This window comes from Streptomyces sp. AF1A, assembly GCF_047340315.1.
GTDB lineage: Bacteria > Actinomycetota > Actinomycetes > Streptomycetales > Streptomycetaceae > Streptomyces.
Genome location: NZ_JBLEBI010000051.1, coordinates 1 through 18234 on the forward strand (window position 1 = coordinate 1; position 18234 = coordinate 18234).

Here is an 18234-nt window from a genome sequence, read left to right on the forward strand (position 1 = left end):
GCCGACCGCCCCGCCGTGGCACAGCACGTCGAAGCCGACCGCGCGCAGCGGGCCCGCGATCGGGCCGCCCGCCCGGCCGTAGCAGGTGTGCTGACCGGTGGTGAACACGGTGTCGGCGGCCAGCTCCAGCGGGACGAGCAGGGCCGCGATGCGACCGAAGCCGCGCTCGCGGCCCGCCAGCGCGTACGCGGTCACGAACACCCCGGCGGCGACGGCCGCCACGGTCCCGGCCGGCAGGGCGGCCCGGGACAGCAGCACGTGCGACGCGGTGCCGATCGTCACGACGAAGGCCGTGAACATCGCCGCGCGCACTGCTCTGAGCCGGGTGCCGGATGTGTCCATACCGAAAAGAGAGTCTGTCACGTACCGGGGTAAGGGACCCCTAAAGGGTGCCTGTGAGGTCGTGAAGGTTACAGCCCCGGAATCCGGCCGTTGCGGAACAGGTCGACGAAGATCTGGTGGTCCGCACGCGCGCGGGCGCCGTAGGAGTGCGCGAAGTCCACCAGGAGCGGCGCGAAGCCCTCCTCGTCGGCCGCGAGCGCCGCGTCGATGGCCCGCTCGGTGGAGAACGGCACCAGGGACTCGCCCGACTGGTCGTCCGCCGCCGCGTGCATGGCGGCCGTGGCGCGGCCCAGGTCGGCCACGACCTGCGCGATCTCCTCCGGGTCGTCGATGTCGCCCCAGTCCAGGTCGACCGCGTACGGCGAGACCTCGGCGACCAGCTGGCCGGCACCGTCCAGCTCGGTCCAGCCCAGCCACGGGTCGGCGTGCGCCTGCAGGGCCCGCTGGGAGATCACCGTGCGGTGGCCCTCGTGCCGGAAGTACCCGGCGATGGCCGGGTCCGTGATGTGCCGGGAGACGGCCGGGGTCTGGGCCTGCTTGATGTAGATCACGACATCGTTCTCCAGGGCGTCGCTGTGACCCTCCAGGAGGATGTTGTACGACGGCAGGCCGGCCGAGCCGATGCCGATGCCCCGGCGGCCCACGACGTCCTTCACCCGGTAGGAGTCCGGGCGGGCCAGTGAGGAGTCCGGCAGCGTCTCCAGATAGCCGTCGAAGGCCGCGAGGACCTTGTAGCGGGTGGCCGCGTCCAGCTCGATGGAGCCGCCGCCGGGAGCGAAGCGGCGCTCGAAGTCGCGGATCTCGGTCATCGAGTCCAGCAGCTCGAAGCGGGTCAGCGAGCGCGCGGCCCGCAGGGCGCCCAGCAGCGGACCCTCCGCGGTGTCCAGGGTGAACGGCGGCACCTCGTCGCTCTTGGCGCCCGTGGCCAGGGCGTGGATGCGCTCGCGGTAGGCGGCCGCGTAGATCGTCACCAGCTCGGTGATCTGTTCGTCGCTCAGCGCCTTCGCGTACCCGATGAGCGCCACGGAGGCGCAGAAGCGCTTCAGGTCCCAGGTGAAGGGGCCGACGTAGGCCTCGTCGAAGTCGTTGACGTTGAAGACCAGGCGGCCGTTGGAGTCCATGTAGGTGCCGAAGTTCTCCGCGTGCAGGTCGCCGTGGATCCACACGCGCGAGGTGCGCTCGTCCAGGTAGGGGCCGCCGCGCCGGTCCGCGTCGAGGTCGTGGTAGAAGAGGCACGCCGTGCCCCGGTAGAACGCGAAGGCCGAGGCCGCCATCTTCCGGAACTTCACCCGGAACGCGGCCGGATCGGCGGCCAGGAGCCGGCCGAAGGCGGTGTCGAAGACGGCGAGGATCTCCTCGCCGCGCTGCTCGTCGTTGAGCTGGGGGACCGACATCGCTGGGTGCCTCCTGGTGCTGTGCGTGCATGACCTGTACGACGGCGCTTCTGCCGTCTCCAACGGGCGACGCCACGCGGGAGTGCCCGGTTCCCCATGAAGGTACGCGGGAAAGGCGCCCGCCCGTCACCCGGCCGCGACCCCTCAGGGAGGCGCCTCGCGCCACGGAATTCCTACCAGTGTCAGTGCCCGGGCATAGACTTCGACGCTGACCACAGAACTGTCCGCCAGCCCGTCGCCGAGTGTCTGCCCCGGAGGCTCAACCGTGTCGAAGCCGCCCTTCACGCACCTGCACGTCCACACCCAGTACTCGCTGCTGGACGGTGCCGCGCGGCTGAAGGACATGTTCAACGCCTGCAACGAGATGGGCATGACGCACATCGCCATGTCCGACCACGGCAACCTGCACGGGGCGTACGACTTCTTCCACTCCGCGAAGAAGGCCGGAATCACTCCGATCATCGGGATCGAGGCGTATGTCGCCCCCGAGTCCCGGCGCAACAAACGCAAGATCCTCTGGGGGCAGCCGCACCAGAAGAAGGACGACGTCTCCGGATCCGGTGGTTACACCCACAAGACGATGTGGGCCGTGGACAAGACGGGCCTGCACAACCTCTTCCGCCTCTCCTCGGACGCCTACGCCGAGGGCTGGCTGCAGAAGTGGCCCCGCATGGACAAGGAGACCATCGCCCAGTGGTCCGAGGGCATCGTCGCCTCCACCGGCTGCCCCTCGGGCGAGGTGCAGACCCGGCTGCGCCTCGGCCACTTCGACGAGGCCCTCAAGGCCGCCGCCGACTACCAGGACATCTTCGGCAAGGACCGCTACTTCCTGGAGCTGATGGACCACGGCATCGAGATCGAGCGCCGGGTCCGCGACGGCCTGCTGGAGATCGGCCGGAAGCTCGGCATCCCGCCGCTGGTCACCAACGACTCGCACTACACCTACGCGCACGAGGCCGGTGCCCACGACGCCCTGCTGTGCATCCAGACCGGCAAGAACCTCTCCGACCCCGACCGCTTCAAGTTCGACGGCACCGGCTACTACCTGAAGTCCACGGACGAGATGTACGCCATCGACTCCTCGGACGCCTGGCAGGAGGGGTGCGCCAACACGCTCCTCGTCGCCGAGATGGTGGACACCACCGGCATGTTCGAGAAGCGCGACCTCATGCCCAAGTTCGACATCCCCGAGGGCTACACCGAGGTCACCTGGTTCCAGGAGGAGGTCCGCCGCGGCATGGAGCGCCGCTACCCGGGCGGCATCCCCGAGGACCGCCAGAAGCAGGCCGAGTACGAGATGGACGTCATCATCCAGATGGGGTTCCCCGGCTACTTCCTCGTGGTCGCCGACTTCATCATGTGGGCCAAGAAGAACGGCATCGCCGTCGGCCCCGGCCGTGGCTCCGCGGCGGGCTCGATCGTCGCCTACGCGCTCGGCATCACCGACCTCGACCCGATCCCGCACGGCCTGATCTTCGAGCGGTTCCTCAACCCCGAGCGCATCTCGATGCCCGATGTCGACATCGACTTCGACGAGCGCCGGCGCGTCGAGGTGATCCGGTACGTGACCGAGAAGTACGGGGCCGACAAGGTCGCCATGATCGGCACCTACGGCACCATCAAGGCCAAGAACGCCATCAAGGACTCCGCGCGCGTGCTGGGCTACCCGTACGCGATGGGCGACCGCATCACCAAGGCCATGCCCGCCGACGTCCTCGGCAAGGGCATCCCGCTGTCCGGCATCACCGACCCCAGCCACCCGCGCTACAGCGAGGCGGGCGAGGTCCGCTCGATGTACGAGAACGAGCCGGACGTGAAGAAGGTCATCGACACCGCGCGCGGCGTGGAGGGCCTGGTGCGGCAGATGGGCGTGCACGCGGCCGGCGTGATCATGTCCAGCGAGACCATCACCGAGCACGTCCCGGTCTGGGTCAGGCACACCGACGGCGTCACCATCACGCAGTGGGACTACCCGAGCTGTGAGTCGCTCGGCCTGCTGAAGATGGACTTCCTGGGCCTGCGCAACCTCACGATCATGGACGACGCGGTCAAGATGGTGAAGGCCAACAAGGGCCTCGACATCGACCTGCTCTCCTTGCCGCTCGACGACCCCAAGACCTTCGATCTGCTCCAGCGCGGCGACACCCTCGGTGTCTTCCAGTTCGACGGCGGCCCCATGCGGTCCCTGCTCAGGCTGATGAAGCCCGACAACTTCGAGGACATCTCCGCCGTGTCGGCCCTGTACCGGCCGGGCCCGATGGGCATGAACTCCCACACGAACTACGCGCTGCGCAAGAACGGGCAGCAGGAGATCACGCCGATCCACCCCGAGCTGGAGGAGCCGCTCAAGGAGGTCCTGGACGTCACCTACGGCCTGATCGTCTACCAGGAGCAGGTGCAGAAGGCCGCCCAGATCATCGCCGGCTACTCGCTCGGCGAGGCCGACATCCTCCGCCGCGTCATGGGCAAGAAGAAGCCCGAGGAGCTGGCGAAGAACTTCACCATCTTCCAGGCCGGCGCCCGCAAGAACGGCTACAGCGACGAGGCCATCCAGGCGCTCTGGGACGTGCTGGTGCCCTTCGCCGGCTACGCCTTCAACAAGGCGCACTCCGCCGCGTACGGCCTGGTGTCGTACTGGACCGCCTACCTGAAGGCGAACCACCCCGCCGAGTACATGGCCGCGCTGCTGACGTCCGTCAAGGACGACAAGGACAAGTCGGCCGTGTACCTCAACGAGTGCCGCCGCATGGGCATCAGGGTGCTCCCGCCGAACGTCAACGAGTCGGAGTCCAACTTCGCCGCCCAGGGCGACGACGTGATCCTCTTCGGCCTCTCCGCCGTCCGCAACGTCGGCACGAACGTCGTCGAGTCGATCATCAAGTGCCGCAAGGCGAAGGGGAAGTACGCCTCCTTCCCCGACTACCTCGACAAGGTCGAGGCGGTGGTCTGCAACAAGCGCACCACCGAATCCCTCATCAAGGCGGGCGCCTTCGACTCGATGGGCCACACCCGCAAGGGGCTCATGGCCCAGTACGAGCCGATGATCGACAACGTGGTCGCGGTCAAGCGCAAGGAGGCCGAGGGGCAGTTCGACCTCTTCGGGGGCATGGGCGAGGACACCGGCAGCGAGCCCGGCTTCGGACTCGACGTGGAGTTCTCCACCGACGAGTGGGACAAGACGTATCTGCTCGCCCAGGAGCGGGAGATGCTCGGTCTGTACGTCTCCGACCACCCGCTCTTCGGCCTGGAGCACGTCCTCGCCGACAAGGCCGACGCGGGCATCGCCCAGCTCACCGGCGGGGAGCACGCCGACGGCGCGGTCGTCACCATCGGCGGCATCATCTCCGGTCTCCAGCGCAAGATGACCAAGCAGGGCAACGCCTGGGCGATCGCCACCGTGGAGGACCTCGCGGGCTCCATCGAGTGCATGTTCTTCCCGGCGACCTACCAGCTGGTGTCCACCCAACTCGTCGAGGACGCCGTGGTGTTCGTCAAGGGCCGCCTCGACAAGCGGGAGGACGTGCCCCGGCTCGTCGCGATGGAGCTGATGGTCCCCGACCTGTCCAACGCCGGCGCCAACGCGCCCGTGGTGCTCACCATCCCGGCCATGAAGGTGACCCCGCCGATGGTCAGCCGCCTCGGCGAGATCCTCAGCCACCACAAGGGCGACAGCGAGGTCCGCATCAGGCTCCAGGGCCCGCGCAAGACCACCGTGCTGCGCCTGGACCGGCACCGGGTCAAGCCCGACCCCGCGCTCTTCGGCGACCTCAAGGTGCTGCTCGGCCCGTCCTGCCTCGCGGGCTGAACCCCCCATGGACGAAGGGGCGCACCCTCGACGGGTGCGCCCCTCCTGCGTGCCTGGGCTTCAACTGCCCGTTAGTTGTGCCCGTTAGCTGGGCCCGTCAGTCGGGCCCGTTAGTTGTGGCCGAAGCTCTTCCGCTTCTTGCCGGTGACCTCAGCGGGGCCGCCCTGGATGTGCGACACCGGGGACTCGTGCGCCTCCGTCTGCCGCTGCGCGTGCTCGTGTGCCTGCTCGGCCTGGGGCGCGCGGTTCTGCGGGCCGGCCTGCTTGCGGTTCTTGTTCTTGGCCATGGTGATCTGCCTCCTGTGGGGGATCTAGGGGCCAGGGCCGGGACCAGATTCACATACGCTGACATCAATCGCATGTCGGATAATTACCGTGTGTGACAGGGGAGGTGGGCGAGCGGGACCCGCAAACGCCACGCCGAAGATCGAGTTCGGGCCGTTAACCCTCGCGCGGTCGGGCAGACTCGAAGGAAGTCGAAGCAAAACCTCCGGGGAAGAGGGTGAGTCGCGTGGACCGCTGCATCGTCCTGGTGGACGCCGGGTATCTGCTGGGGGCCGCCGCCAGCCTCCTCGCCGGTGAGCCCTCGCGGTCCCGGATCACCGTCGACCACACCGCGCTGATCCAGGCCCTGCGCGACCGCGCCGAGTCCGACACCGAGCGCCCGCTGCTGCGCATCTACTGGTTCGACGGCGCCCCCGACCGGGTCCCCCAACCGGAGCATCGCCGGCTGCGCGTGATGCCCCGGGTCACCGTCCGGCTCGGCGCCCTCACCCGCAGCGACGGACGCTGGGCGCAGAAGGGCGTCGACGCCGCCATGCACGCCGAGCTGACCGAGCTGGCCCGCAACCGCGCCTGCTCCGACATCGTCCTCGTCACCGGCGACGGCGATCTGCTGCCCGGCATGATGGCCGCCAAGGAGCACGGCGTCGCCGTCCACCTGTGGGCCGTGCAGGCCGCCGACGGCGACTACAACCAGTCCGAGGACCTGGTCGCCGAGGCCGACGAGCGGCGCGTGCTGGACCGGGCCTGGATCACCCAGGCCGTCCGCGTCAAGGAGCTGACCGGGATCTGCGCCCCGCCGCCCGCGCCCCGGCCCGAGATCGCCGCGATCCTGTCCGCGCCGCTGCCCGAGTCCACGCTCAACGCGACCGCCGAGCGGCCCGCCGACCAGGGCGCGCACCCGTCGGCCGCCGCGGAGAACGGCGCCCAGGAGCGCCTGCCCGCGGCCAAGGGCGTCCCCACCCCCAAGGACCTCGCCGCGCTGCGCGCACCCGGCTCGCAGCCCGTGCAGCACCCCGCCACCGCGACCCTGCGCTGGTCCTCCGACAAGGGCTGGGTGGACCGGCCGGGCGGGGTCTTCGAACCGCCCGAGGTCGCCTCGATGCCGACGCTGGCCCAGCTCACCACGGCCGAGCAGCGCTGGGCCGACCGGGAGGAGGACATCACCGCCGTCGGCGGCGACCCGTACGAGGTGGGGCAGGTCTTCGCCCGCCGCTGGATGTCCCGGCTCGGCGACCAGGTCCATCTGCAGCGGCTGTCGCAGATGTACCCGCGCATCCCGCACCGCATCGACGGGGAGCTGCTGCGGTACGCCGCCAGGTTCGGACTGCTCGCGCACAAGGACGACCAGATCGACGAACACGACCGTTACGCCATTCGGGCGGGGTTCTGGCGGGAGATCGACGTGCCGGCCGCCGCCGAACAGCACGCGCCCGCCGCGGACTGAGCGGTCCGGCCGCCCCGGGGTGAGGAGCCGCCCCAAGGGCGAGTAAAGGCCCCCGACCCCGTACCCTCGTCCCTTGTGAGGACGCGCGCGGCACAGGCACTTCGGCATGACGAGGTCGTACGCGTGCGCGGGCTCAGCAAGACCTATCCGGCCGTCAAGGGACGGCGCGGCACGCCGGGCGCGCCCGAGGTGCGGGCCACCGACGGGGTGGAGCTGGACGTGCGGCGCGGGGAGATCTTCGGGCTGCTCGGGCCGAACGGCGCCGGCAAGTCCACCCTGGTGCGCCAGCTGACCGGGTTGCTGCGGCCGGACGCGGGCAGCGTCGAGATCCTCGGCCACGACATCGTGCGCCACCCCGAGCGGGCCGCGCGGATTCTCGCCTACCTGGGCCAGGAGTCCTCGGCCCTGGACGAGCTGACCGTCTCCCTCGCCGCCGAGACCACCGGACGGCTGCGCGGCCTGGACGTTCGGCGGGCGCGGGCCGAGCGGGACGCCGTCCTGGAGGAGCTGGGGCTCACCCCGATCGCGGGGCGGGCGCTGAAGAAGCTCTCCGGCGGCCAGCGGCGGCTCGCCTGCTTCGCCGCCGCCCTCGTCGGACAGCGGCCGCTGCTCGTGCTGGACGAGCCGACCACCGGCATGGACCCGGTGGCCCGGCGCGCGGTGTGGGCGGCCGTCGACCGGCGGCGCGCCGAGCACGGTGCGACGGTGCTGCTGGTCACCCACAACGTCATCGAGGCCGAGACCGTGCTGGACCGGGTCGCCGTGCTCGACCGGGGCCGGGTGATCGCCTGCGACACCCCCGCCGGGCTGAAGGAGCAGGTCGCCGGCGAGGTGCGGGTGGAGCTGGTGTGGCGGGAGCGCGCTCCGCTGGAGGTGCCCGAGGTCGCCGCGCTGCGCGAGCGCGCCATGGAGTCCGGCCGGCGATGGACGCTGCGGCTCGCGCCCGAGGAGGCCCGTGCCGCCGTCGCCACGGTGACCGGCGGGGCCGCCTTCGCCGCCCTGGACGACTTCACCCTCGCCACGCCCAGCCTGGAGGACGTCTACCTGGCGCTGGGCGGTGCCGCGCGGCAGGGACTGGTGAAGGCATGAGCGTACGGGCCGCGCGCCGCGTATGGATGGACGCGACTGCCGGAGGGAAGAGGAGCAGCTCGTCGTGAGTGTCGTACCCGCTCAGGTTCTGCCGGGCGACGCCCGGGTCGTGCCGGAGGCGGCGCGGGGCGCGGCCGAGCTCGGGCCGCCCGCACGCCTGTGGCCGTCGCTGGCGGCCGTCTACCGGGCCCAGCTCTCCCGGGCCCGGGTGGCCCGGATCCCGCTGCTGTTCGTGGCCACCTTCCAGTCCGTGGGCATCACCGTGATGATGCGGGGCGTGGTCGACAGCGGAAGCGAGGCCCAGTCCGTGGTGGCGGGGTCGTCGGTGCTGGTCGTCGCGTACGTGGCGCTGAACCTGCTGTCGCAGTACTTCGGGCAGCTGCGGGCCAGCGGCGGGCTCGACCACTACGCCACGCTGCCGGTGCCGCCGGCCGCCGTGGTGCTGGGCGCGGCGGCGGCGTACGCCTCCTTCACGGTGCCCGGGACGCTGGTGACCGCCGTCTTCGGATGCCTGCTGTTCGGGCTGCCGCTGTCCAACCTGTGGATCCTGCTGGCCGTCATCCCGCTCGCCGGGGCCGCGCTGTCCGGGCTCGGTGCCGCGTGCGGGCTGCTCGCGCCCCGCCCGGAGCTGGCCACGCTGCTCGGGCAGCTGGGCATGTCGGCGGCGCTGCTGCTGGGCGTGCTGCCGGCCGACCGGATGCCGGAGATCATCCGGCTCGGCCGGGACCTGCTGCCCTCCACCTACGGGGTGGAGGCCTACGCCCGCACGTTCGGGGCACACCCGGACTGGGCCGTCGTCCTTGCTGACCTGGGGGTGTGCGCGGGTGTCGGAGTGGTCTCGCTGGCCGTGGCGACGAGGGCGTACCGCAGGGCCGCCGTCCGGTGACGCGGCGCGCGGCACGGCCTGGCACGATGTTCAGGTGACCGCACCGCTGACTCCGCCGACACCCCCGCACGACGACTCCCCGCACCAGGTCCGGCAGGCCCCGCCGCCCGCCGGGGCGCCGGTCGGGGGCGGCTACGAACAGGACGGCCCCGGGATGAAGACCGAAGTGCGGCAGGCCGCCGTGATCACCGTGGCGGTGGCGCTCGGCGGGGTGCTGCTCGGGCTGCTGTGGTGGTGGCTCGCGCCGGACGTGCCGGTGGTCGGCGCCCACGTCGGCAAGGACTGGCTCGTCTACCGCAAGGACAGCGAGGGCGAGCAGTCGATCGGTGTGGACGGAACGTTCACTCTGCTCGGACTGGCTTTCGGCGCGGTCAGCGCGGTCGTGGTGTTCCTGCTCCGGCGGCGCGGGGGCGTGCCGCTCGTGGTCGCCCTCGGTGTCGGCGGCCTGCTCGGCTCGCTGCTCGCCTGGCGGCTCGGGGTGCTGCTCGGGCCCGAGCGCGACGTCATAGCGCACGCGAAGGCCGTGGGCGCGGGAGTCGTCTTCCTGGCGCCCCTGAAGCTCGCGGCGAAGGGCGCGCTGCTGGCGTGGCCGCTGGCCGCGCTGCTGGTGCACCTCGGGCTGACCGCGCTGTTCGGGCCCCGGGACCCCGAGCCGGGGTACCCGGAGCAGCCGTAGCGAAGGCGTGCTCAGCCCCGCCCGATCGGTGCCAGTACCGCGCCCGTCAGCCGGGCCAGGTCGCCGGGGGCCAGCTCCACCTCCAGGCCCCGGCGCCCCGCCGAGACACAGATGGTCGTGTGGCCCTCGGCCGAGTCGTCCAGCACCGTCGGGAGCCTCTTGCGCTGGCCCAGCGGCGAGATGCCGCCGCGGACGTACCCGGTGGTGCGCTCGGCGAGGGCCGGGTCGGCCATGGCCGCGCGCTTGCCGCCGACCGCCGCCGCGAGGGCCTTCAGGTCCAGGGAGCCCGCCACCGGCACGACACCGACCACCAGGGAGCCGTCGACGTCGGCCACCAGGGTCTTGAAGACGCGCTCGGGGGAGACGCCCATCGCCTCGGCCGCCTCCTCGCCGTACGAGGGGTGCGAGGGATCGTGGTCGTAGGCGTGGACCGTGAAGTCCACGCCCGCCGCGGTCAGGGCCACCGTCGCGGGCGTGCCCCCGGACTGCTGCTTCTTCGACTTCTTCGCCATCGGTGAGTGCCGGCTCCCTCGGGTGTTCCCTCAGTTGAGACTGGTCGGCGTCCGCGTCAGCTCGAACGCGGGCAACGACGGCAGGCTACGGATGATCGAGGTCTCCCCGCGAAGGAGTTTCAGCTCGTCCCGCAGCCGGGAGGCGGTGTCCGGGGCCTGGAGCAGCCGCTGCTTGGTCGGCGTGTCGTGCACCATCGCCGCCGCCACCAGGTACGACACCACGCCCGGGTCGTCCGGCAGGTCCGCGCCCGTCGCCATCGAGCGCTCGCGGGCGCCCGCCAGCCGCTTCTGGTACTGGCGGAAGGCCCGCAGCACGCCCTCGGCCAGCGCACCCGCCTCGTCGCCGGGCTCCTCCGGCAGCTCCTCCAGCTCCGCCGTCAGGAACGGCCCGGACGCGTCCACGGACAGCAGCCGCACCCGGGTGGTGCCGGTCGCCAGCACCTCGAAGGTGCCGCCGCTGCGCTCCCGGATGGTCGCCGCGTCCGCCACACAGCCCACGCCGTGGAAGGCCTTGAGCGGGTCCGGGCCGAAGCCCGCGGCCGGGCCCCGCTCGGGCTGTGCCGTGGGATCGGGCATGCCGGGGGCGCTCGGCGCCACCTCGTGGCCGTCGCGGATCGCCACGACGGCGAACCGGCGCGGCTCCTCCTCGGGGGTCTTCAGGAGCTCGCGCATCATGGCGCGATAACGCTCCTCGAAGACGTTCAGCGGCAGCACGAGCCCCGGGAACAGCACCGAGTTCAGCGGAAAGAGCGGGAGACGGACGGTGGTCACGGCGCCCCAGCCTAGTGGTCACCGGCGCGGGCGTGACCGCGGTGCCCGCCGGGCAGCTCCGCGGGCCCGGCGAGCAGCCCGGCCGGAAGGTGCACCCGGCCCGGCGAGAACAGGTACTCGCGCAGGCCCATGAAGTGGCCGAGGGGGTCCTCCGAGAACAGGTCCCAGGGGAAGGACGTGGCGTACGGCCCGATCAGCCGCAGCTGGGCTCGGGCATCGTCCGGGCGGTCCAGCCGCAGCAGGACGTACAGCAGCTTGTTGCGGACCTCCGCGGGCCACGGGTCGGCCGGCGCGAAGCGCGCCGACAGGGCGATGGCGCGGTCGGCCGCCGCGTCCAGGCGTTCACGCGGCACCCCGGGACCGCAGCCGTCGGTCAGATAGCCGAAGGCCGCCCGGGCCGGCAGCGCCTGGACGAGCGAGTCCGCCGGGGCGTCCTGCGCGGCCCGCTCGGCGAAGTCGAAGCACTCCGGGTGCGAGCCGTGCCAGAACGTGGCCAGGTAGCGCAGCGCGGCCACATGGCAGCCGTGGTGGTGCGGGGCACGGCGGACGGCCGCCGCCCACAGCTCCTCGAAGTAGCGGTGCCCGGCCCGGGACCCGCGCGCGTGGTCCAGTGCGATCCGCCACGGCACCGGGTCGCGCTCGTCGGCGCGGGCCGCGGCGGTGATGAGCGGGCTCGCCTCGCGCAGCAGCTCGGCGCGGGCCGGCGAGGGCCAGGCCCGGTCCACCGCCAGTTGCGCCCCGACCAGCAGGGCGTCCGGATCGTCCGGCGCGGCCGCGCGCCAGGCGTCGAACCACTCGGGGCGGGAGCGGGCGAAGGCGGCCAGCCGCCGGGCGTAGCGGTCGCGGTTCTCCCACTCCGCCGCGTCGCGGGTGGCGGCCAGCAGGCCGGCGGCGGCGTGGTACTCGCCGCCCGCGGCGGCGACCAGCGCGGGGGAGAGGCGGTCGTCGGGCGCGTCGAGCACGACCTCGTCCCCGGCCGACGGCCGGTCGGCCGGGCGTGCGGAGCGTTTGGTCATCCTGGTCGGACGGATGAACGAGGGCAGCAGAGCCATGGTGCCGACCATTGAAAGACCGCAGGTCGGGAGCGCGCCAGAGGCTCGGGGGAAGTCGCGGAAAGTTGTACGGCCGACAGTCAAGGACCGGTAAAAGGTGACTGTTCAACTTTTGTGCGCTTGGTGCGCGCATCCGGTCGATCGTGCTCACATCCGGCCTCCGGCACCCCTGAGCCGCCGCGCTCCCCCTGCGCCGGCCGCACCCTCTCAGCCGCCGAGCCCCCCGCACCCCCTGAGTCGCCCGCACCCCCTGAGTCGCCGCGCGCGCCGCCGTGAGCCGGCCGCACCCCCAGAAGCTGTTGCGCATCCATCTGCGCCGGCGCACCCGTCAGTTCCGGCGCAGCAGCCTCGTCGCCCCCGCCGCCACCGTCGTCGCCAGGATCCAGCCGAGCAGGACCATCGCCGCCTCCAGCCACTGCCAGGCGCCGCGCAACTGCCACTGGCCGATCTGGCCGAGGTCGATCACCGGCAGCAGCAGGTCCAGCGTGAACAGGGCCGGGCTCCAGGACGGATGGCCGTCGCGGTTGATCGGCGGGTGGTCGGCGTGCGCGAACGCGAGCGTGCCCGCCGCCCACAGCACCGCCATCCACACCGCGGCCCGGCCCGGCCGGTAGCCGTAGGCCACGGTCCAGTCCTGCACGAAGCCCCAGACCTTGGCGGCCGGCGGCAGCGTCTCGCGGCGCCGGCGCTGCTTGGCGAGCAGCACCTCGCGCGCGTCCTCGTCCTCCCCGGCCGCCCGCAGCACCGCGGCCAGCCGCTCGTACGGCTCCGGGGCGTACTCGGCGGTGGCCGACGCCACCCAGTCCAGGCGCCGGGTCAGCGGGAAGGGGCCCTGCGGCACCAGGTTCTCGTAGGTGAACCCGCCCATGTGCAGATTCCCGACGCCCGGCCAGGCGGCCGCCCGGTCCACCAGGTTGACGACCCGCGCCCCGGACAGCACGACCTTCCCGCGCTGCGGGCTGTCCCCGAGGAAGCGCAGCTCGGGCGTCTGCACCCGGCGCAGGGACAGCTCCTGGTCGTCCGTGAGGTCGAACCGGGCCCGCTCCAGGTCCACGGCGTCCCCGAACCGCCCGTCGTCCAGCCGTGTCCCGCCCCGGCACTCGAAGCGCTGGATGCGCGTGCCACGTGCGGGCGTGATGCCGCTCAGCAGCGGGCTGCCGACGCCGGCCGGGGTCAGGTACAGGGTGCGCTCGACGGTCAGCTGCGGGGCGTTCAGGGCGTACCGGGCGTAGGGGTTGGCCAGCGTCGCGCCGCGCAGGCTGAGCGAGACGCCGACCTTCGCGCCGCGCAGGCTCAGCTCGCCGTGCGAATCCAGCATCTCCGCCTGGAGGTCCTGGCCCACGGTCAGGCCGTCCGCGGCGATCGAGCGGCCGCTGCGGTCCCGGTGCACGACCGCCTGGTTGAGCAGCAGGTCGGTGCCGATGTGCGCGTCGGTCAGCCGGACCCCGTTCTGGAAGCGGCAGCGGGGCAGGTGCAGATCGCCCTCGGTGTGCACGCGGGCCGCCTCCAGCCGCGGGACCGAGCAGTTCACCAGGCGCACGGTCGTGAACCGCGCCTCCGGCACCAGCACCTCCTCGTCGAAGCGGCAGTCGCGCAGCTCCACGTACGGCCGCACCGTGCCGCCCGCCAGGTTCAGCACGCCCGTGACCCGCACCCCGGCGAGCTGCAGCGAGGCCACCCGGCCGGCCAGCGCCGGCGGCCCGTCCAGCAGCAGCCAGCACACGATGCGCGCCCGCACGGACCGCTCCGGACCCCACGGGTGACCGCCGTGCGGGTCGTCCACGACGGCGTCCCCGCTGCTCAGGTCGTACACGCTGCCGTTGCGGAACGCCTGCCACATGCCCGCCTCGGCCGCGGTCAGGTCGTCCGGCAGGTCCCCGGCGTGGAAGCCGGCCCCCTCGGTCACCGCTGTTCCTTCTCCCTCCGCCACCACGGGACTTCGTACAGCCGTTCATGCCCGCTGAGTGACGTCCGCAACACTCCGGGTGAAGGGGATCTTCCGGGTTCCGGCCGGCGCGTGGCCCGGCCGCTCGTCCGCGTTCTGTATCAGCCATTGATACGCGCGGACGACCGCGGACGCCGGTCTGAGAGAATTGGAACCGTGATTTCCCGAATCGATCTGCGCGGCGACGCCCTTCCCGAGGGTCCCGCCCTGCGCGACCTGCTGCCCCGAGCCGACTTCGACGTTCAGGCCGCCCTGGAGAAGGTGCGCCCGATCTGCGAGGCCGTGCATCATCGTGGCGACGCGGCGCTGATCGACTTCGCCGAGAAGTTCGACGGAGTACGGCTGGAAACCGTCCGTGTCCCGGCCCGGGCCCTCACCGACGCGCTCGACGCCCTCGACCCGGCCGTGCGCGCAGCCCTGGAGGAGTCCATCCGCCGCGCCCGCCTGGTCCACCGCGAGCAGCGGCGCGGCCCGCACACCACGCAGGTGGTGCCCGGCGGCTCGGTGACCGAGAAGTGGGTGCCGGTCGAGCGCGTCGGGCTGTACGCGCCGGGCGGCCGCTCGGTGTACCCGTCCTCCGTGATCATGAACGCCGTCCCGGCCCAGGAGGCCGGCGTCGCGTCGATCGCGCTCGCCTCCCCGGCGCAGGCCGCCTTCGGCGGGCTGCCGCACCCGACGATCCTGGCCGCGTGCGCGCTGCTCGGCGTGGACGAGGTGTACGCGGCGGGCGGCGCCACGGCCGTCGCGATGTTCGCGCACGGCACCGAGTCCTGCGCGCCGGCCAACATGGTCACCGGCCCCGGCAACATCTGGGTCGCCGCCGCCAAGCGGTACTTCACCGGCAGGATCGGCATCGACACCGAGGCCGGCCCCACCGAGATCGCGATCCTCGCGGACGACACGGCGGACCCGGTGCACGTGGCCTCGGACCTGATCAGCCAGGCCGAGCACGACCCGCTGGCCGCGGCCGTCCTCGTCACCGACTCCGTCGAACTGGCGGACGCGGTGGAGAAGGAGCTGGAGCCGCAGGTCGCGGCCACCCGGCACATCGAGGACCGCATCCGCCCCGCCCTCGCGGGCAAACAGTCCGCGATCGTCCTCGTGGACGGCATCGACGAGGGCCTGAGGGTGGTCGACGCCTACGGCGCCGAGCACCTGGAGATCCAGACCGCCGACGCCGCCGCGGTGGCCGACCGGGTCCGCAACGCGGGCGCGATCTTCATCGGCCCCTGGGCCCCCGTCTCACTGGGCGACTACGCGGCCGGGTCCAACCACGTCCTGCCCACCGGTGGCTGCGCCTGCCACTCCTCGGGCCTGTCCGTGCAGTCCTTCCTGCGCGGCATCCACATCGTCGACTACACGAAGGACGCGCTGGCCGAGGTCGCGCACCACGTGGTGACGCTGGCGGAGGCGGAGGACCTGCCGGCGCACGGCGCGGCGATCAAGGCGAGGTTCGGCTGGAAGGTACCCGAGAGCAAGTGACCGGCAACCCCCCTGTGTCCCGTTGGGACGCGCTCCCCATCCGTGACGAGCTGCGCGGCACGTCCCCGTACGGCGCGCCGCAGTTGGACGTCCCCGTACGGCTGAACACCAACGAGAACCCCTACCCGCTGCCCGAGCCGCTGGTCGACCGGATCGCCGAGCGGGTCCGGGCGGCCGCCCGCGGCCTGAACCGCTACCCGGACCGGGACGCGGTCCAGCTGCGCACCGAGCTGGCCAAGTACCTGACGAAGACCGGCAGGTACCCGCTCGGCATGGAGAACGTGTGGGCCGCCAACGGCTCCAACGAGGTCATCCAGCAGCTGCTGCAGACCTTCGGCGGACCGGGCCGCACGGCGATCGGCTTCGAGCCGTCGTACTCGATGCACTCGCTCATCGCGCGCGGCACCGGCACCGGCTGGATCTCCGGCCCCCGCAACGAGGACTTCACCATCGACCTCCCGGCCGCCGAGCAGGCGATCGCCGAGCACAGGCCGGACGTCGTCTTCGTCACCACCCCCAACAACCCCACGGGCAACGCGGTCCCGCCGGAGACCGTCCTCGCGCTGTACGAGGCGGCGCAGGCGGCCAAGCCGTCGATGGTGATCGTGGACGAGGCGTACATCGAGTTCAGCCACGGCGACTCGCTGCTGCCGCTGCTGGCGGGCCGCCCCCACCTGGTCGTCTCCCGCACCATGTCGAAGGCGTTCGGCGCGGCGGGCCTGCGCCTCGGCTACCTCGCCGCCGACCCGGCGGTCGTGGACGCCGTCCAGCTGGTCCGGCTGCCGTACCACCTGTCGGCCATCACCCAGGCGACCGCCCTGGCCGCCCTGGAGCACACCGACACGCTGCTGGGATACGTCGAGCAGCTGAAGTCGGAGCGCGACCGGCTGGTCGCCGAACTGCGCGCGATCGGCTACGAGGTGATCGAGTCCGACGCCAACTTCGTGCAGTTCGGCCGGTTCGCGAACGCCCATGAGGTCTGGCAGAGGATCCTCGACCGGGGCGTCCTGGTCCGGGACAACGGCGTGCCGGGGTGGCTGCGGGTCTCCGCCGGCACCCCGGAGGAGAACGACGCGTTCCTCGACGCGGTCCGTGAGTTGACGTGCTTTGTGGGGGACGCCCCCACACCCCAGAAGGAGCTTGAGGCATGAGCCGCGCAGGGCGCGTGGAGCGCACCACCAAGGAGACCTCGGTGCTGGTCGAGATCGATCTCGACGGCACGGGCCGGACCGACATCGCCACCGGCGTCGGCTTCTACGACCACATGCTCGACCAGCTCGGCCGGCACGGTCTGTTCGACCTGACCGTGAAGACCGACGGCGACCTGCACATCGACTCCCACCACACGATCGAGGACACCGCCCTCGCGCTCGGCGCCGCCTTCAAGCAGGCGCTCGGCGACAAGGTGGGCATCTACCGCTTCGGCAACTGCACGGTCCCGCTGGACGAGTCCCTCGCCCAGGTCACCGTGGACCTCTCCGGCCGCCCGTACCTCGTGCACACCGAGCCGGAGAACATGGCGCCGATGATCGGCGAGTACGACACGACGATGACCCGGCACATCCTGGAGTCCTTCGTCGCCCAGGCGCAGATCGCGCTGCACGTGCACGTTCCGTACGGGCGCAACGCGCACCACATCGTGGAGTGCCAGTTCAAGGCGCTGGCCCGGGCGCTGCGTTACGCGTCCGAGCGCGACCCGCGCGCGGCCGGCATCCTCCCCTCCACGAAGGGCGCGCTGTAACCCATGAACGGCCTCTCCACCCTGTTGATCGTCGTCGGTCTCTTCCTGGTCGGCGGCATCATCTCCTTCGTCAAGCAGAAGATGCCCACGAGCCTCGTCGTGCTGCTCTCCGTCGGCGCGGCCATGTGCCTCGTCGCGGGCGTCATGCGGCTGGAGGTGTGGAATTGACCACCGCCGGCAAGAAGGTCGTCGTCTTCGACTACGGCTTCGGCAACGTCCGGTCCGCCGAGCGCGCCCTCGCGCGCGTGGGCGCCGACGTCGAGATCACCCGCGACTTCGACCAGGCGATGAACGCCCACGGGCTGCTCGTGCCGGGCGTCGGCGCCTTCGCCGCCTGCATGCGGGGCCTGCGCGAGGCCCGCGGCGACTGGGTCGTCGACCGGCGGCTGTCCGGCGGGCGGCCGGTCATGGGCATCTGCGTCGGCATGCAGATCCTCTTCGCGCGCGGCATCGAGCACGGCGTGGAGGCCGAGGGCCTGGACGAGTGGCCCGGCACGGTCGCCCCGCTCGAGGCCGACGTGGTGCCCCACATGGGCTGGAACACCGTCGAGGCCCCCGCCGACTCGGAGCTGTTCGCCGGCCTGGACGCCGATGCCCGCTTCTACTTCGTGCACTCCTACGCAGTCCACGACTGGCAGCTGCAGTCGCACAACCCGGTGATCGCGGCTCCCAAGGTCACCTGGGCGACGCACGGCAAGCCCTTCGTGGCCGCCGTGGAGAACGGCGCCCTGTGGGCCACCCAGTTCCACCCCGAGAAGTCCGGCGACGCCGGCGCCCAGCTCCTCACCAACTGGATCGGAACCCTGTAGA

General features: G+C 72.0%; 16 protein-coding genes and 1 pseudogene. 10 read left to right on the forward strand and 7 right to left on the reverse strand.

Features of this window, described 5'->3' with window-relative positions; translation table 11 throughout:
* A pseudogene (locus ACLU3S_RS16610) lies at nt 1–342 on the reverse strand (hypothetical protein); the annotation flags it as partial.
* A gap of 68 nt (nt 343–410) precedes the next feature.
* Entirely contained in the window at nt 411–1736 is a 1326-nt protein-coding gene (locus ACLU3S_RS16615) for a DUF2252 domain-containing protein (protein ID WP_413952633.1), read from the reverse strand.
* Nucleotides 1737–2001: 265 nt separating this feature from the next.
* Between ACLU3S_RS16615 and dnaE the strand changes: the two genes are divergently transcribed.
* Nucleotides 2002–5541 carry a DNA polymerase III subunit alpha gene (dnaE, locus tag ACLU3S_RS16620; protein WP_413952634.1) on the forward strand — a complete coding sequence of 1180 codons (3540 nt, stop codon included), beginning with the start codon at nt 2002–2004 and terminating at the stop codon, nt 5539–5541.
* 110 nt (nt 5542–5651) lie between these two features.
* Here the strand turns inward: dnaE and ACLU3S_RS16625 are convergent, their stop codons facing one another.
* Nucleotides 5652–5828, reverse strand: coding sequence for a hypothetical protein (locus tag ACLU3S_RS16625; RefSeq protein ID WP_413952635.1), 177 nt, complete (start codon nt 5826–5828; stop codon nt 5652–5654).
* 224 nt (nt 5829–6052) lie between these two features.
* Between ACLU3S_RS16625 and ACLU3S_RS16630 the strand changes: the two genes are divergently transcribed.
* From ACLU3S_RS16630 to ACLU3S_RS16645, 4 genes are all read left to right on the forward strand, one after another.
* On the forward strand, nt 6053–7270 hold the full coding sequence (locus ACLU3S_RS16630; RefSeq protein WP_413952636.1) for an NYN domain-containing protein: 1218 nt from the start codon (nt 6053–6055) through the stop codon (nt 7268–7270).
* Nucleotides 7271–7345: 75 nt separating this feature from the next.
* A complete protein-coding gene (locus ACLU3S_RS16635) occupies nt 7346–8359 on the forward strand; it encodes an ABC transporter ATP-binding protein (RefSeq protein ID WP_413952637.1) in 1014 nt (337 codons plus the stop codon).
* Between the two features lie 64 nt (nt 8360–8423).
* Nucleotides 8424–9245 (forward strand): ABC transporter permease, encoded by an 822-nt coding sequence (locus tag ACLU3S_RS16640; protein WP_413952638.1) that lies wholly within the window; start codon nt 8424–8426, stop codon nt 9243–9245.
* 34 nt (nt 9246–9279) lie between these two features.
* Entirely contained in the window at nt 9280–9921 is a 642-nt protein-coding gene (locus tag ACLU3S_RS16645) for an AAA family ATPase (RefSeq protein WP_413952639.1), read from the forward strand.
* An 11-nt stretch (nt 9922–9932) separates the two neighbouring features.
* On the opposite strand, the gene ybaK is transcribed toward ACLU3S_RS16645, so the two are convergent.
* From ybaK to ACLU3S_RS16665, 4 genes are all read right to left on the reverse strand, one after another.
* The gene (gene ybaK / locus ACLU3S_RS16650; protein WP_413952640.1) at nt 9933–10433 is read right to left on the reverse strand and encodes a Cys-tRNA(Pro) deacylase; all 501 of its coding nucleotides are present in this window, start codon (nt 10431–10433) and stop codon (nt 9933–9935) included.
* 30 nt (nt 10434–10463) lie between these two features.
* Nucleotides 10464–11204, reverse strand: coding sequence for an LON peptidase substrate-binding domain-containing protein (locus ACLU3S_RS16655; RefSeq protein WP_413952641.1), 741 nt, complete (start codon nt 11202–11204; stop codon nt 10464–10466).
* An 11-nt stretch (nt 11205–11215) separates the two neighbouring features.
* Nucleotides 11216–12268: a hypothetical protein gene (locus ACLU3S_RS16660; RefSeq protein WP_413952642.1), complete on the reverse strand. Its 1053-nt coding sequence runs from the start codon at nt 12266–12268 to the stop codon at nt 11216–11218.
* A 316-nt stretch (nt 12269–12584) separates the two neighbouring features.
* Nucleotides 12585–14162 carry an oxidoreductase gene (locus ACLU3S_RS16665; protein WP_413952643.1) on the reverse strand — a complete coding sequence of 526 codons (1578 nt, stop codon included), beginning with the start codon at nt 14160–14162 and terminating at the stop codon, nt 12585–12587.
* 195 nt (nt 14163–14357) lie between these two features.
* Between ACLU3S_RS16665 and hisD the strand changes: the two genes are divergently transcribed.
* From hisD to hisH, 5 genes are read left to right on the forward strand one after another with little or no spacing between them, the layout of a single operon-like run.
* The gene (hisD, locus tag ACLU3S_RS16670; RefSeq protein WP_413952644.1) at nt 14358–15683 is read left to right on the forward strand and encodes a histidinol dehydrogenase; all 1326 of its coding nucleotides are present in this window, start codon (nt 14358–14360) and stop codon (nt 15681–15683) included.
* Nucleotides 15680–16834 (forward strand): histidinol-phosphate transaminase, encoded by a 1155-nt coding sequence (locus ACLU3S_RS16675; RefSeq protein ID WP_413952645.1) that lies wholly within the window; start codon nt 15680–15682, stop codon nt 16832–16834. Before hisD ends, ACLU3S_RS16675 begins: the two co-directional genes overlap by 4 nt.
* Entirely contained in the window at nt 16831–17424 is a 594-nt protein-coding gene (gene hisB / locus ACLU3S_RS16680) for an imidazoleglycerol-phosphate dehydratase HisB (RefSeq protein ID WP_413952646.1), read from the forward strand. Before ACLU3S_RS16675 ends, hisB begins: the two co-directional genes overlap by 4 nt.
* Nucleotides 17425–17427: 3 nt before the next feature.
* Nucleotides 17428–17592, forward strand: coding sequence for a hypothetical protein (locus ACLU3S_RS16685; protein WP_413952647.1), 165 nt, complete (start codon nt 17428–17430; stop codon nt 17590–17592).
* Complete coding sequence (hisH, locus tag ACLU3S_RS16690) at nt 17589–18233, forward strand: imidazole glycerol phosphate synthase subunit HisH (protein ID WP_413952648.1); 645 nt, start codon at nt 17589–17591, stop codon at nt 18231–18233. Before ACLU3S_RS16685 ends, hisH begins: the two co-directional genes overlap by 4 nt.
* Nucleotide 18234 lies beyond the last annotated feature (1 nt).